The sequence below is a fragment of the Zavarzinia sp. genome, from assembly GCF_041650655.1.
Lineage (GTDB): Bacteria > Pseudomonadota > Alphaproteobacteria > Zavarziniales > Zavarziniaceae > Zavarzinia.
In genome coordinates, this window is the sequence record NZ_JBAZKR010000062.1 from 1 (window position 1) to 14261 (window position 14261).

General features: G+C 68.9%; 12 protein-coding genes. 5 read left to right on the forward strand and 7 right to left on the reverse strand.

Features of this window, described 5'->3' with window-relative positions; genetic code table 11:
- The first annotated feature begins 94 nt into the window (after window positions 1-94).
- Entirely contained in the window at window positions 95-502 is a 408-nt protein-coding gene (locus WC493_RS14550) for a hypothetical protein (RefSeq protein ID WP_373066254.1), read from the forward strand.
- A gap of 3 nt (window positions 503-505) precedes the next feature.
- Here WC493_RS14550 and WC493_RS14555 read toward each other — a convergent pair whose 3' ends face one another.
- Window positions 506-1417 carry a sterol desaturase family protein gene (locus tag WC493_RS14555; RefSeq protein WP_373066255.1) on the reverse strand — a complete coding sequence of 304 codons (912 nt, stop codon included), beginning with the start codon at window positions 1415-1417 and terminating at the stop codon, window positions 506-508.
- Window positions 1418-1511: 94 nt separating this feature from the next.
- Here WC493_RS14555 and WC493_RS14560 point away from each other — a divergent pair, with 94 nt between their 5' ends.
- On the forward strand, window positions 1512-2903 hold the full coding sequence (locus WC493_RS14560) for an MFS transporter (protein WP_373066256.1): 1392 nt from the start codon (window positions 1512-1514) through the stop codon (window positions 2901-2903).
- 6 nt (window positions 2904-2909) lie between these two features.
- On the opposite strand, the gene WC493_RS14565 is transcribed toward WC493_RS14560, so the two are convergent.
- Together WC493_RS14565 and WC493_RS14570 are read right to left on the reverse strand one after the other, a co-directional pair.
- A complete protein-coding gene (locus WC493_RS14565; RefSeq protein WP_373066257.1) occupies window positions 2910-3809 on the reverse strand; it encodes a sterol desaturase family protein in 900 nt (299 codons plus the stop codon).
- Window positions 3810-3819: 10 nt separating this feature from the next.
- A complete protein-coding gene (locus tag WC493_RS14570) occupies window positions 3820-4236 on the reverse strand; it encodes a hypothetical protein (protein WP_373066258.1) in 417 nt (138 codons plus the stop codon).
- A 120-nt stretch (window positions 4237-4356) separates the two neighbouring features.
- Between WC493_RS14570 and WC493_RS14575 the strand changes: the two genes are divergently transcribed.
- Window positions 4357-4878, forward strand: coding sequence for a tyrosine phosphatase family protein (locus WC493_RS14575; protein ID WP_373066259.1), 522 nt, complete (start codon window positions 4357-4359; stop codon window positions 4876-4878).
- Window positions 4879-4924: 46 nt separating this feature from the next.
- Window positions 4925-5710: an SDR family oxidoreductase gene (locus tag WC493_RS14580; RefSeq protein ID WP_373066260.1), complete on the forward strand. Its 786-nt coding sequence runs from the start codon at window positions 4925-4927 to the stop codon at window positions 5708-5710.
- On the opposite strand, the gene WC493_RS14585 is transcribed toward WC493_RS14580, so the two are convergent.
- Window positions 5682-6707: an AraC family transcriptional regulator ligand-binding domain-containing protein gene (locus WC493_RS14585; protein WP_373066261.1), complete on the reverse strand. Its 1026-nt coding sequence runs from the start codon at window positions 6705-6707 to the stop codon at window positions 5682-5684. The genes WC493_RS14580 and WC493_RS14585 overlap by 29 nt on opposite strands.
- Window positions 6708-6833: 126 nt before the next feature.
- On the opposite strand from WC493_RS14585, the gene WC493_RS14590 reads away from it, so the two are divergent.
- A complete protein-coding gene (locus WC493_RS14590) occupies window positions 6834-8600 on the forward strand; it encodes an amidohydrolase family protein (RefSeq protein ID WP_373066262.1) in 1767 nt (588 codons plus the stop codon).
- A 120-nt stretch (window positions 8601-8720) separates the two neighbouring features.
- On the opposite strand, the gene clpB is transcribed toward WC493_RS14590, so the two are convergent.
- The 3 genes from clpB to WC493_RS14605 all read right to left on the reverse strand — a co-directional run bounded on the left by clpB (window position 8721) and on the right by WC493_RS14605 (window position 14201).
- Complete coding sequence (clpB, locus tag WC493_RS14595) at window positions 8721-11369, reverse strand: ATP-dependent chaperone ClpB (RefSeq protein WP_373066263.1); 2649 nt, start codon at window positions 11367-11369, stop codon at window positions 8721-8723.
- Window positions 11370-11574: 205 nt separating this feature from the next.
- Entirely contained in the window at window positions 11575-12027 is a 453-nt protein-coding gene (locus WC493_RS14600; protein WP_373066264.1) for a DUF4167 domain-containing protein, read from the reverse strand.
- 254 nt (window positions 12028-12281) lie between these two features.
- Complete coding sequence (locus tag WC493_RS14605; protein WP_373066265.1) at window positions 12282-14201, reverse strand: tyrosine-protein phosphatase; 1920 nt, start codon at window positions 14199-14201, stop codon at window positions 12282-12284.
- Window positions 14202-14261: the final 60 nt, after the last annotated feature.

Consider the following 14261-nt stretch of genomic DNA (forward strand, 5'->3'; position numbering starts at 1 on the left):
GGCAGCGGGAGCCGTCGTCCCCGATCGACTGATTCGACCCGTTTTGGCGCGACTCCCGCTTCGGGTGCAATTTGCGGGGGTATAGCGTCGGGCCATGAAGACCGTTCGCTCGATCATCGCAGCGCTCGTCCTGACACTGGCCCCTCTGGCCGGTGCAATGGGGGATTCGCTCCGCGATTCGAGCCAGGTCGACATCGCCCCCGCGACCGAAGGGCCGGCGATCGACGCCAGCCGTCCGCGCCGGGCCACAGCGCAGCGCCCGAAGATCGAACTGCCGCCCCAGGGGCGGCGGACCAGCTCGGCGACACCCGACGTCCCCTCGACGACGGCGCGCCTCGACCCCGCGCCGACCCCGCCACCAGCCCCGGTTCCAGCGCTACAGCGCGACCAGGGCCTGGGCATCAGCCTCGGCACCGACGACAGCCAGGTGCCGCCGCTGCTCCGCCCGAACGAGGCGAACGGCTTCGCCGGCATCATCCAGTACCGGAAAAGCCTGCCCTGATCCCTATTCCGCCGGCTGGGTTCGGCCCGGCTGGGTTCGGCGTTGCGTCCAGGCCCGCCTGATGTCGGCCGAGGTGCTGCCGGTGCCGTCCTCGCGCCAGCCGGGCGGGCCGAACAGGGTCATCAAGCGGCCGCGCCACGTCCGCGCCTTGGCGAAATCGCGCGCCAGGGCGACCCATTCGTGGAAGGCGATCACGCCCAGATTGAAGCTGCCCAGGTTCTTCACGATGCCGTAGCGGCAGGGTTCCGCGTCGTCCTCCGGTACGAAGGTGCCGAACAGCCGGTCCCAGACGATCAGGATGCCGGCGTAATTGGCGTCCAGATAGCGCGGGTTGGTCGCATGATGCACCCGGTGGTGCGAGGGCGTGTTGAAGACCGCCTCGAACCAGGCCGGCATCCGGTGGATCGCCTCGGTATGGATCCAGAACTGATAGACCAGGCTGACGCCCATCTGGAAGAAGATCAGCTCGGTCGGGAAGCCGATCAGGGAGAGCGGCAGCCAGCAGATCCAGGTCAGCGCGACCTGGCCGGTCCAGGTCTGGCGCAGTGCCGTGGACAGATTGTAGTGCTGGGAGGAATGGTGGTTCACATGGGACGCCCACCACAGGCGATGCTCGTGGGCGAGGCGATGGAACCAGTAGTAGCAGAAGTCCTCGGCGAAGAAGACCGCGACGAAGGCCCACCACTGATAGCCGATGTCGAACAGGGCGAAGCCCCGCACCCATTCGAAGGCGTAATAGAGCACGGGCCATTTCAGGGCGCCCGGCAGCAGGCTGCCCAGGCCCATGGCCAACGACGCTGCGGCATCCTTCGGCTCGTAGGCGATGCCCCGGCCGAGACGCATGGCGATCAGCTCGGCAAAGATCGCCAAGCCGAACAAGGGTATGGCATAAGTGACCGGATCCGGCAGGGTCATGCCTGCATTTCCTCCCGTTTTTCGCCAATCTACAGGCCGCGGCACCCAGGGTCACCGAAAATATGACGATCTGTCACGAACGCCGGGGCGGCCGGTGAACGGTCCGCCCGGGACCGAGCGCGTCGCCTGGCGCGAGATGCTCGCGGCCGAACATTTCAGTGCCTATGTCCTGCTCTGCTTCGGGGTCTGGCTCCATGCCGCCGACACGTTGATGACGGCGACCGTGATGCCGTCGGTGGTCGCCGAGATCGGCGGCGCCGCCTTCCTGCCCTGGGCGACCGCGGTCTATGTCCTCGCCTCGATCGTCGCCGGTGCCGCGGCCGGGCCGACGGCGCGCCGCCTCGGCCTGCGGGCGGCATTGGCGGCCGGCGCCGGCCTCTACGGCATCGGCTGCGCCGTCAGCGCCACGGCGCCGGACATGGCGGCGATGCTGGCCGGCCGGGCCTGCCAAGGCTTCGGCGGCGGCGCCCTGGTGGCACTCGCCCATGTCGCCTTGACCCATCTGTTTCCGTCCCGTCTGTGGCCGCGGCTGCTCGCCCTGATTTCGGCGATCTGGGGCGCCTCCTCCCTGCTCGGGCCGCTGGCCGGCGGGCTCTTTGCCGAAGCAGGCCTCTGGCGCGAAGCCTTCTGGGCCTTCGGCCTGCCCGCGGTCGCCCTGGTGCCGGCCTTCCTGTTGCTGATGCCGAAGGCCACGCTGGAGGCGGAAAGGGGCGGCGTGCCCTGTGGCCGCCTGGCCCTGGTGGCGGGCGGCGTCTTCGGCATCGCCGTCGCCGGGGTGACCGAGGCGGCGCTCTCCGCCCTGGCCTTCGGGCTCTGCGGCATCGCCCTGCTCGCCCTCGCCGGACGGCTGGACCGGGCGGCGGCCGCGCCGATCCTGCCGCGTGCGGCCTACCGGCTCGGCTCGGCGACCGCGGCCGGGCTCCTGCTCGTGCTCTGCTTCGCCATCGCCACCATGTCACTCACGGTCTATGGGCCGCTGTTGCTGCAGGAATTGTTCGGCGCGGGGCCTCTGGTCGGCGGCTATGTCGTGGCGGCCGAATCCTTCGCCTGGACGGTCGCCGCCATCGCGGTCTCCGGCACCGGGCCGGGGGCGGATAAGCGCTTGGTGCCGGCCGGGGCCATGACCATCGCCCTCGGTGTCGCCGGCCTCGCCTGGGCCGTGCCCTTCGGCGGCGTGCTGCCCGCCGCCTTCTTCGCGATCTGCCAGGGCACCGGAGCGGGATTGCTCTGGGCCCAGACGGTTCGCCGGGTGGTGCAGTCGGTCGGCGAGGCGGAACGGGCGCTGGCCTCCGCCGCCATGCCGACCCTGCAATTGCTCGGCTATGCCGTCGGCGCCGCCGCCGCCGGCATCGTCGCCAACGGCTTCGGCCTGGGCGCCGATCCCGGTCCGGCGACCGCGCTCCGGGCCGGCCCCTGGCTGTTCGCCGCCATGATCCCCCTCGGCCTCGGCGCCGTGGTGGCGGCGCGGCGCCTGGTCAGGGCCTGAGCGCCGTCATTCCGCCGCCTGGGGCAGCCTGCGGCGCCAATCGTCGCGGATCGTCTCCGACGTGGAACCATGGCCGTCCTCGCGCCAGCCGGGCGGGCCGAACAGGCACATCAGGCGGCCGCGCCAGGTCCTGGCGGCGCGGAGGTCGCGGAAGATCGAGACCCATTCGTGGACGCCGATCACCACGGGGTTGAAGGTGCCCAGGTTCTTGACGATGCCGTAACGCGGTGGATCGCTCGCCACCTCGGCCTGGAAGGTGCCGAACAGGCGATCCCATATGATCAGCGTGCCGGCATAGTTGCGGTCGAGATAGCGCGGGTTGGTGGCGTGATGCACCCGGTGGTGCGAGGGCGTGTTGAACACCGCCTCGAACCAGGCCGGCAGCCTGCCGATCGCCTCGGTATGGATCCAGAACTGATAGGCGAGCGAGACGGCATGGGCGCTCGCGATCGCCTCGACCGGAATGCCGACCAGCGGCATCAGGGCATAGGGCGCCCAGGACAGGGCGAAGAAGCCGGTTACCGGCTGGCGCAGTGCTGTCGAGAGATTGTAGTGCTGCGAGGAATGATGGGTGACATGGGCCGCCCACCACAGCCGCCATTCGTGCGACAGCCGGTGGCTCCAGTAGAAGCAGAAGTCCTGCACCAGAAGGACGATCGGGAAGGCCCACCACGCCGCCGCCGGCCAGTCCACCACCCTGAAGCCATAGAGCCAGGCGAAAAGGACATAGAGCAGGGCGGCGATCATCGCCCCGTCGACCAGGTTGCCGAGGCCCATGGTCAGGCTGGCGACACTGTCGCGCCATTCGTAGGAGACCCCGCCTCGCCATTTCATCCAGGCGAGTTCGGCCAGGATAGCGACGACGAAGCCGGGCACGACATATTGCAGGATGATCAGCAGTTCCATGGCTCGCCCCTCATGCCGCCGCGAGGCGGGACAGGCGCTCCGCCCAGGGCCGCGTCGCCGCCTCGCCGGTCGAGACCAGGGCGAAGTGGTGGCGGCCGAAATCCTTGGTCTCGATCACCAGCCGGCCGCCGTCGAGCCGGGCCGAGAGGATGTCGCCCGGGCCGAGCAGCCGGCTCGGCAGCTTGTCGCCGAAGGCATAGACGAGGCCCAGGCGGTTGCTGCCCCGGTCGGTCGCCAGCGCCGCCCGGCGGTCGGCCGAGATCCAGACCTCGCCCGCCTCGAAATCCTGCCAATCCTCGTAGAGGCGGCGGCGCGCCAGGATCTCGTCCAGGGCCGGCGCCCGCGCCCCGCGCGAAACGAAATAGATCGTCGCCATCAGGGCCACCGCGGCCACCACAGGCAGGATCAACGGCACGACCGAATCCATGTATTCTCCCCCCACGCTCGCAGCCGAAATCCGGCGGCGCCTGTTGCCGGCGCTTGTAGATGAGCATTTGTCATTTTAGCTTGCGGAAAAGGCTGCGCAAGCGCCGAGGCGGGAGAGGAAATGCCGATCGTCCATGTCTGTCCCTGGTCCGAACTGCCGGCGGTCGCCCGGCGAGTAAGGCCCAGTCGCGTCGTCTCCCTGCTCGATCCCGGCGACTGGCCGGAGACGCCGGAGGGCGTGGCGCCCGAGGCGCATCACCGGGTCGGCGTGCACGATTTCGCCGAACCAGGCGACGGGCTGACCATTCCCGAGGAAGAACATGTGCGCGAGTTGATCGGCTTCCTGCGCGGCTGGGACCCGGCGACACCGATCCTGATCCATTGCTGGGCCGGCATTTCCCGCTCGACCGCCACCGCCCTGATCACGCTGGCCCTGCACAACCCGGGGCGCGAAGTGGCGGCGGCGAAAGCGATCCGCCTGCAATCGCCGGTCGCTTCGCCCAACCGGCGGATCGTCGCCATCGCCGACCGCCTGATGGGCCTGGACGGCCGCCTGGTCGAGGGCCTGGCGGCCATGGGCCCGGCGCAGCGGAGCTGGATCAACACGCCCTTCTCCGTGCCCCTCGACCTCTGGGGCGAGTGAGCGGACAACGACAGAAGCAAGCCCAAGAAAAACAAGGGGAGAGAGTATGAGCAGCGTGACCAGGAGCATCTTCATCACCGGCGCCGCCCGCGGCATCGGCGCCGCCACCGCGCGCCGCTTCGCCAAGGCCGGCTGGTTCGTCGGCCTGGCCGACCTGGACGCCGCCGGGGTCGCCGCCCTGTCGGCCGAGATCGGCGCCAACCGAAGCTTCCATGCCGTGCTGGACGTGACCGATCTCGACGCCTTCCGCAAAGTGCTGGGCGATTTCGTCGCGGCGGCGGGCGGGCGGCTCGACGTCCTCCTCAACAATGCCGGCATCGCCAAATTCGCCGCCTTCGAGAATATCGACCCCGCCTTCCATGCGAAGACGATCGACGTCAACCTGAAGGGCGTCGTCAACGGCTTCACGGCCGCCCTGCCCTTCCTCAAGAAGACGGCGGGTTCCCATGTGATCTCGCTCTGCTCCGCATCGGCGCTCTATGGCACGCCGGGCCTCGCGGTCTATTCGGCGACCAAATTCGCCGTGCGCGCCCTGACCGAGGCGCTGTCCCAGGAATTCGCCGGCTATGGCATCAAGGTCTCGGACGTGATGCCCGGCTTCGTGGCGACCGACATGGTCCATTCCCAGGGCAAGGAGGCGGACAAGGCGGTGTCCAAGATGGGCGGCGTCGCCCATACGCCGGAGGACATCGCCGAACTGATCTGGCGCGCCGCCAATGGCGACAAGCGCCACTGGCCGGGCAATGCCACGGTGACTTTCGGGCTTCGCCTGGCCGGCCTGTTCCCCGGCCTGATGCGCCGCCTCATGAGGCCGATGGCGGCGATGCACTGAGGATGCGGCGGAAGCGCGCCGGGCTCTGCCCGGTCCAGCGGCGGAAGGCACGGACGAAGACCGCCGCCTCGGCATAGGCGAGGCGGGCCGCGATCGCCTCGATCGAGAGCCCCGCTTCGCCCAGCAGGCGGCGCGCCTCGGCCAGACGGACCCGGTCGCGTTCCGCACTGAAACTGGTGCCGAGGGCATCGAGCGCCCGTTGCAGGCTGCGTGTGCCACGGCCGAGGCGGGAGGCCGCTGCGGCCAAGGTGGGCACTGTGCCCGCCGCCATCAGGCCGGCGATGGCACCATGCAGGTCCGCCGCCGCCCCCTCCGCCGCCAGCCGTTCGCGCAGCCGCCCCTCGGCATGGCGGCGCAGCAGGTCGTTCAGCGCGGGATCGGCGGCGCGAAGCGGCAGGGCCATCTGCTCGCGCCGCCAGACCAGGGCGTTCTCCGCCGCCGCGAAACGCAAGGGAGCGGCGAAATGCGCCGCCCAGGGGCCAGGATCGCGCGGCGCCGCCCGCGTCAGGCGGACTTCGGCCGGCGCCAGGTCGGGCATTCCGGTGATCCAGCGCGCCAGGGTCAGGCTGCCGGCCAGGGCGGCATCGACCCGCGCTTCCCGCTCCGGCCAGTCGGGCCGCAAGGGTCTGTAGCGCATCAGGACCCGGCCCGGCTCGCCCGCAGCCTCGACGAGCCCGCCCTCGCCGATCAGGGCGGTGAGCCGGCCGGCGGCGGCCAGCGCGGCACCCAGGTCCGGCGCCGTCATCATGACCTGGCCGACCACGGCGAAACTGCCCGGCTGCATGCGCCGCCCGACCTCGACCCCGAAGGCCGGATCGCCCAGCGCCGCGGCCGCCGCCTGCCACAGGCGATCGACCGCCGCGATCGGCAGCACCGCATCGGGCCTCGCCAGCAACGCGGGCTCGATCCCCGCCGCTTCCGCCACGGCGGGAGCGCGAGACCCGAGAGTCTCGACCAGGGCCGCCAGATAGGCGGAGAGGACACCGCTGCCGATCATGCCCCCAGCATCGCCCCTTGGCACAAAAAGTCAATTTTCTGGCAGGGCCGATCAATGACCGCGACGTCGAATGCGACTAGATGTCATGATCATCGCAACCGCCGGAGAAGCGGAAGAGGGAGCGCCATGGACTACGACCTGAAGATCACCGGGGGCCTGATCGTCGACGGCACCGGCAAGCCGGCCTATCCCGGCGACGTCGCCGTGAAGGACGGGCGGATCGCCGCCGTCGGCACCTGCCCGGGCACGGCCGCCCGCGTGATCGACGCCGCCGGCGCCATCGTCACGCCGGGCTTCATCGACCTGCACACCCATTACGACGGCCAGGTGACCTGGGACGCCGACCTCCGCCCCTCGGTCAATCACGGCGTCACCACCGCCGTGCTCGGCAATTGCGGCGTCGGCTTCGCGCCGGTGCGCCCGGCCGATCACGACTGCCTGATCCGCCTGATGGAAGGGGTCGAGGATATTCCCGGCGTCGCCCTGGCCGAGGGCCTGAAATGGAACTGGGAGACATTCCCGGACTATCTGGCCGCGATCGACTTTCCCCATACGATCGATTTCGCCGCCATGGTTCCGCATGACCCCCTGCGTGTCTATGTCATGGGCGAGCGTGCGGTGAAGGGCGAGGCGGCCACCGCCGCCGACATCGCCGAGATGCGCCGCCTGCTGCGCGAAGCCATGACGGCCGGCGCCTTCGGCTTCGCCACCGGGCGGAGCGATACCCACCGCACGTCGGACGGGTTGGAGACGCCGGCCTCCGAAGCCGCGACGGAAGAATTGACCGGCCTCGCCGAAGCCCTGAAGGGGCTCGATTTCGGCGTGCTGCAAGCCGTCTCCGACTTCGACCTGGAAAAGGGGCCGGAGGAATTCGAGCGCGAATTCGACATCGTCGAGGCCTATGCCGCGACCGTGCCGGATCGTCCGACCTCGATCACCCTGATGGAACGCCCGATGGCGCCCGAACAGTGGAAGCGCATCGTCGCCCGGGCCGAGGCGGCGGAAAAGAAGGGCGTCACCATCCGCCTGCAGACGGCGCCCCGCGCGGTCGGCGTGATGCTGGGCCTGCAATGCACCTTCCATCCCTTCATGGGCCATCCGAGTTACAAGGCGATCGCCCATCTGCCGCTGGCGGAGCGGGTGGCGATCCTGCGCGATCCGGCGACCAAGGCGCGCATGCTGTCGGAACAGCCGGAACGGCTGGCGGCCGACGGTTCCTCGGTGCCGCCCATGGTCGACAAATTCCTGGCCGCGATCGATTTCGTCTCGACCATGATGTTCCGGCTGGGCGAGACACCGGATTACGAGCAGCCCTTCGAGAAGAGCCTCTATGCCGAGGCGGAGGCCAAGGGCGTCACCCCGCTCGCCGCCGTCTATGACGCCATGCTGGAGGACGAGGGCAAGGCCCTGCTCTATTTCCCCTTCGCCAATTACGTCGGCTTCTCGCTCGACAATGTGCTGACCATGATGCGCCATCCCCTCGCCCTGGCGGGCCTGTCGGACGGCGGCGCCCATGTCGGCACGGTCTGCGACGCCTCCTTCTCGACCTTCCTGCTCGCCTATTGGGCGCGCGACCGGGTGAAGGGCGATCGCCTGCCACTCGAAAAGGCGGTGCACATGCTGACCGGCGCCAATGCCGCCCACGGCGGCTTCCACGACCGCGGCACGATCGAACCGGGCAAGCGCGCCGACCTCAATGTGATCGATTTCGACCGCCTGACCCTGAAGGCACCGCATATGGTGCAGGACCTGCCGGCGGGCGGCCAGCGCCTGCTGCAGGACGCGGTGGGTTACCGCGCGACGATCGTGAAGGGCATTCCGGTGATCGAGAACGACGCGCTGACCGGGGCGAAGCCGGGCCGCCTGGTCCGGATGGGCGCCACTCTTTCCTGAGCGAGGCCCCTCCGAAAACGTCATGGCCGGGCATGACCCGGCCATCCACGTCTACTCGTTGCGGCCTGCGTTCGCGTCGTGCCCGGGACGAGCCCCCGGGCACGACGCAGGCCAGAGACCTCAGGCGTTGCCTTCGACGGTGGAGACGAAGGCCGGGCTCTTGGCCTTGCCGAGCATGTGGCCTTCGGCTTCGACGGCTTTGCCGTTGATCACCAGCTGGCCCGCTTCGGCCGAGACCTTCACGGTATCGCCTTCGTTCACCTCGCCTTCCAGAATGAGCTCGGCGAGCGGATTCTGGAGGTTGCGCTGAATGACGCGCTTCAGCGGACGGGCGCCGTAAACCGGGTCGTAGCCCGCTTCGGCCAGCCATTCCTTGGCCGCCTGGTCGAGTTCCAGCGACAGCTTGCGTTCGCCCAGCAGCTTGCGCAGGCGGCCGAGCTGGATCTCGACGATGCCGGTCATCTCGCCCCGGCCCAGGCGGTTGAACAGCACGACTTCGTCGAGCCGGTTCAGGAACTCGGGCCGGAAGGCGGCGCGCACGGCCCCCATGACGAGGTCGCGGGTGCGCCCCGGATTGACGTCCGCATCCTCGGCCGCGAGATATTCGCCGCCCAGGTTGGAGGTGAGGATGATCACCGTGTTGCGGAAGTCGACCGTGCGGCCCTGGCCGTCGGTCAGGCGGCCGTCGTCGAGGACCTGGAGCAGCACGTTGAAGACGTCGGGATGCGCCTTTTCGACCTCGTCGAACAGGATCACCTGATAGGGCCGGCGCCGGACGGCCTCGGTCAGCACGCCGCCTTCCTCATAGCCGACATAGCCCGGAGGCGCACCGATCAGGCGCGACACCGCGTGTTTCTCCATGAATTCCGACATGTCGATGCGGACCATGGCCGTATCGTCGTCGAACAGGAATTCGGCCAGCGCCTTGGTCAGCTCGGTTTTGCCGACGCCGGTCGGGCCCAGGAACAGGAAGGAGCCGATGGGACGCGCCGCGTCCTGCAATCCCGCACGGGCGCGCCGGACGGCATTCGAGACGGCGGTGACCGCTTCCGGCTGGCCGACCACGCGGCTGGCCAGAAGCTGTTCCATCTTCAAGAGCTTCTCGCGCTCGCCCGACAGCATCTTGTCGACCGGAATGCCGGTCCAGCGCGAGACGACGGCGGCGATATCCTCTTCCGTCACCGCTTCGCGCATGGTCGCGGCCTCGGTATCGGCCTGGGCCTTCTCGAGCTTGGCGGTGAGATCCGGGATCACGCCATAGGCGATCTCGCCGGCACGGGCGAGGTTACCCTTGCGCTGCGCCTGTTCGAGTTCCGAACGGGCGGCGTCGAGCTGTTCCTTCAGCTTCTGCTGGACCGAGAGCTTGTCCTTCTCGGACCGCCATTTGGCGGTCATCTCGGCCGACTCCTGTTCCAGTTCGGCGAGGTCCTTCTCGAGCTTGGCCAGGCGCTCCTTCGAGGCCTTGTCCTCTTCCTTCTTCAGGGCTTCGCGCTCGATCTGCAACTGCATGATCTTGCGGTCCAACTCGTCCAGCGCCTCGGGCTTCGAGTCGACTTCCATGCGCAGCCGACTGGCCGATTCGTCCACGAGGTCGATCGCCTTGTCGGGCAGGAAGCGGTCGGTGATATAGCGGTTGGACAGCGTCGCCGCCGCGACCAGGGCCACGTCGGTGATGCGCACGCCGTGGTGCAGCTCGTATTTCTCCTTGAGGCCGCGCAGGATCGAGATCGTGTCCTCGACCGTCGGCTCGCTCACGAAGACGGGCTGGAAGCGACGGGCGAGCGCCGCGTCCTTCTCGACATGCTTACGGTATTCGTCCAGCGTGGTGGCGCCGACGCAATGCAACTCGCCGCGGGCCAATGCGGGCTTCAGCAGGTTGGAAGCGTCCATGGCGCCGTCCGCCTTGCCGGCGCCGACCAGCGTGTGCATCTCGTCGATGAACATGATGATGTCGCCGGAGGCGGTGATTTCGTTCAGCACGGCCTTCAGCCGTTCCTCGAATTCGCCGCGGAACTTGGCACCGGCGACCATGGCGCCGAGGTCGAGCGCCATGAGCTGCTTATGCTTGAGCGATTCCGGCACGTCGCCATTGACGATGCGAAGCGCCAAGCCTTCGGCGATCGCGGTCTTGCCGACGCCGGGCTCGCCGATCAGCACGGGATTGTTCTTGGTCCGGCGCGACAGGACCTGGATGGTGCGGCGAATTTCCTCGTCGCGGCCGATCACCGGGTCGAGCTTGCCGTCGCGCGCCGCGGCGGTCAGGTCGCGGGCGTATTTCTTCAGGGCCTCGTAGCTGTCTTCGGCCGAAGCGGTATCGGCGGTGCGGCCCTTGCGCAGGTCGTCGATCGCCTTGTTCAGGCCCTGCGCGGTGACGCCGGCCTTCTTGAAGACTTCGGCCGCGGGCGTACCGGAGGCCATCACCAGGGCGAGCAGGAGGCGTTCGGCGGTGACGAAGCTGTCACCCGCCTTCTTGGCGATCTGTTCGGCGGAATCGAAGAGGCGCGCGGTTTCCGGCGCCAGATAGAGCTGGCCGGCACCCTGGCCCTCGACCTTCGGCATCTTGGCGATTTCCGCCTCGATCCCGGCCAGGGCCGCATCGGCGCGGCCGCCCGCCGCCTTGATCAGCGAAGCCGCCAGTCCCTGCTCGTCGTCGAGCAGCACTTTGGCGAGATGTTCGGGCGTGAAACGCTGGTGGCCCGAGCGCAGGGCCAGCCCCTGGGCCGACTGCACGAAACCGCGGGCGCGTTCGGTATATTTCTCGAAATCCATTCCGAGGATCCCCTTCCTTGGCAGCGGATGTCAGGTCCGCCGTCCGTCCCCACCGATATAGTGTTGCCTCGTTGCAACACAAGGGGCGAGGGAATGCCTTGACGAAAATCAAGGAAGGGTGTGGCGGGCGGCGGCCGCGAAGCCGCCCCCTCGCCCCGGCCCTCCCCCCCGGTCGGGGGCGAGGGCGGCGAGAAGGGCAGAGCCCTCAGCTCGTGATGCGGTCGCCGTCGAGGTCGAAATCGAGCACTTCGGTCTCTTCCTCGCCGTTGGCGAGGCTCATGTCGAAGGGCGGCATTTCGGGCTGGACGCCCTGGCCGGGATTCGGCTGGCCCTGCGGGCCGCCGGGGTTCCGCGGCGCGATCAGATTGTTGGCCAGCATCAGGCGATAGTAATGCTCGGCGTGCTGGAGGTAGTTTTCGGCCGTGACACGGTCACCGGCGGACTGGGCATCCCGCGCGAGCTGCTGATATTTCTCGAAAATGTGGCTGGCGGTGCCGCGCACCTTCACGTCGGGACCGTTCGAATCATAGGTCCGGTTCGGGCCGTGGCCCGGCTTCCGCCCGCCGCCACCGCCGCCGCCTCCGCCGCCGCCGCCGCCGCCATTGCCGTTCTGTCGGCCGCCACGCGGTCGCTTGTTGTGCTGCTGTCCTGGTCTCATGGACGATCGTTACTTTCGCTCGAATCCATCGGGATGCGGGGGCAAGTGTCGTGCTGGCAAGGCCCCGTTCCGCAGAGCGAAACAGGCGATGGCACCGGCACCGGGATGATCGGGGAGATTGCCAGCCCAATCCCAGTCGGCGCAACGCGCCGCGCAATCTCCGACCCGGAAACTAGCCCGCTACCGGCTTATTTCCAAGCGAATTCTGGAATGAGGGCGGCGCGCCCGGCGCAGGGCAGCACCGCCCCCAGCGATCAGAAGCGCAGACCCAGGCCGATATGGCCAGAGACACCTTCGGTATTATCGCCGCCGATGCCGCGGATGCCGGCGGCCAGTGTGATGCCGTCGGTCGAGGCCGCCAAGTCGAAGCCGAGCTTGAACAGGTTGCGCCCGTCGTCGGCCGACTGCTGGCTGATCGAGACGCCCTGCACCGTGCCGCGGCTGGTCACGCCGTCGGAGTCGAGGGCCCGCTCGTAGCCGAAGCTGAAGCCGGGCGAGACTGTCCAGGCGCCGAGCTTGGCATTGTCCATGGCGATGCGGAGATCGGCGAGCAGGCTGGTCCGGGTCTCGCCGATGGCGTCGACCGCCAGGGCGAGGTCGCTGCCCGCCTCCTGGAAGCCGTCGAGATCGGCCCGGGCGATGCGGAGGCCCAGCGCCGGCTCGACCGTGAAGCCCTGTACGGTGGCGAGATAGCCGACGGCGCCGCGCGCCGCGAAGACCGAGCCGCTGCTATCGCCGCTGGCGCTGCCGAGGCCGGCGCCGAGCGCCCGGTCGGCACTGTAGTCGACATAGGAGGCGCTGCCGTTCAGGGCGACGAAAGGCCCGGCGCCGAGCCCGGCGAAGCCGTAACGCCCGCCCAGCGTGAGCGAGGTGACATCGACATCGGCCGAAGCGCCGGCGGCGTCGATCGTGCCGGCGCTGTAGGCAGCGCCGAGATCGGCGACCGCGTCGGCGCCGAAGCGATGGGTGGCGCCCAGCACGCTGCCCGCCTCGTGTTCCTTGGCATCCGCCGCTTCCGTGCCGCCGTCGGCGGAGAAATAGGAGGCGAGGCCGGCGACCCAATAGCGGGTCTCGTCTTCGCCGAGGCCGGTGCCGCGGGCATAGGTCGCGGTGGCGTCCTCGAGCCGCTGCGGCGCCCGCAGCAGGAAGGCGCCGGCGTCGGCATGGATCTGACCGCCCACCGTGGTCGGCACCGCGCCCAGGGTGGCGGCGTCGATGGCCGACTGGAGGTAGTAGTTATAGTCGGTATAGGCGCCCGAGAGATCGCTGTCCTGGAGTGCCCGCAGCAGCTCGGCACCGGCCGCGGCATTGCCGGAAAGCCCGGCTTGGCCCGGCAGCACGCCATAGCGCACCAGCTTGCCGCGCAGGACATAGATGGTCGCCTGATCGAGGCCGAGGCCGTTCTTCAGGTAATCGTCCATCGTGCCGTAGTCGGCCGCGAGCTGGTCGAGACCGGCCTGGAGATAGCTCGCCTGGACACCCAGCAGAGGGGCGTAGATGGCAGCGAAACCGGCGCCGTAAGCCGTGGTGAGCTGAGCCAGAGTGGCGGCGATGCTACCCGCCGAATAGCTGTTGCTGGCCAGGTAATTGTCCATGATCGTCGCGGAATCGACCCCGGCGATCGAGAGCAGCACGGCCGAGACCCAGCCGGTCCGATCCTTGCCCGCGGTGCAGTGATAGAGGGCGGCATCGTCCTCCTGGGCCAGCGCCACCAGAGTCTTCGCCAGTTCGGCGCGGACCGCCGCATTGGTCACGAACTGGCGGTTGATCTCTTCCATATAGGCGATCGAGGTGGCCGGGCTCACCATGGGAAGCGTCAGGCTGACGGAGCCGAGCACATTGACGTTCAGATAGCTGGCGCCGGCCGGCACCGTGTCCGGCTTGGTCGCGATCTCGCTCGGCTGGCGGAGGTCGATGACGAGGCCGATGCCCAGGGTCTCGACCGTGGCGAGATCGGCCGTGTTCAGCGACAGCGCGTTGGAGCGGTAGAACACGCCCGGACGCAGCACGCCGTCATAGGTCGAGACCGTGTAGGACGTCGTGGTACCGACCAGGTCGCGGAAATTGTCGGCCGAGGTCAGATGCGGGGTGGTCAGGGTGATGCCATCGGCGGCCTGGGCGGCGGCCGCACAGAGGCAGACCAGCGATGCCGAGGTCAGGATACGCAGGAACATGGGGGGCCCTCCAATCCCGGAATGCGGGACGGCGGAACATAGGGCGTGGCTGCGACAGTC

Coding starts and splice junctions, on each gene's coding strand:
- WC493_RS14585 (WP_373066261.1), bottom strand. CDS start 6,707: ATGATCGGCAGCGGTGTCCTCTCCGCCTATCTGGCGGCCCTGGTCGAG.
- WC493_RS14605 (WP_373066265.1), bottom strand. CDS start 14,201: ATGTTCCTGCGTATCCTGACCTCGGCATCGCTGGTCTGCCTCTGTGCG.
- WC493_RS14565 (WP_373066257.1), bottom strand. CDS start 3,809: ATGGAACTGCTGATCATCCTGCAATATGTCGTGCCCGGCTTCGTCGTC.
- WC493_RS14590 (WP_373066262.1), top strand. CDS start 6,834: ATGGACTACGACCTGAAGATCACCGGGGGCCTGATCGTCGACGGCACC.
- WC493_RS14555 (WP_373066255.1), bottom strand. CDS start 1,417: ATGACCCTGCCGGATCCGGTCACTTATGCCATACCCTTGTTCGGCTTG.
- WC493_RS14600 (WP_373066264.1), bottom strand. CDS start 12,027: ATGAGACCAGGACAGCAGCACAACAAGCGACCGCGTGGCGGCCGACAG.
- WC493_RS14550 (WP_373066254.1), top strand. CDS start 95: ATGAAGACCGTTCGCTCGATCATCGCAGCGCTCGTCCTGACACTGGCC.
- WC493_RS14570 (WP_373066258.1), bottom strand. CDS start 4,236: ATGGATTCGGTCGTGCCGTTGATCCTGCCTGTGGTGGCCGCGGTGGCC.
- clpB (WP_373066263.1), bottom strand. CDS start 11,369: ATGGATTTCGAGAAATATACCGAACGCGCCCGCGGTTTCGTGCAGTCG.
- WC493_RS14580 (WP_373066260.1), top strand. CDS start 4,925: ATGAGCAGCGTGACCAGGAGCATCTTCATCACCGGCGCCGCCCGCGGC.
- WC493_RS14575 (WP_373066259.1), top strand. CDS start 4,357: ATGCCGATCGTCCATGTCTGTCCCTGGTCCGAACTGCCGGCGGTCGCC.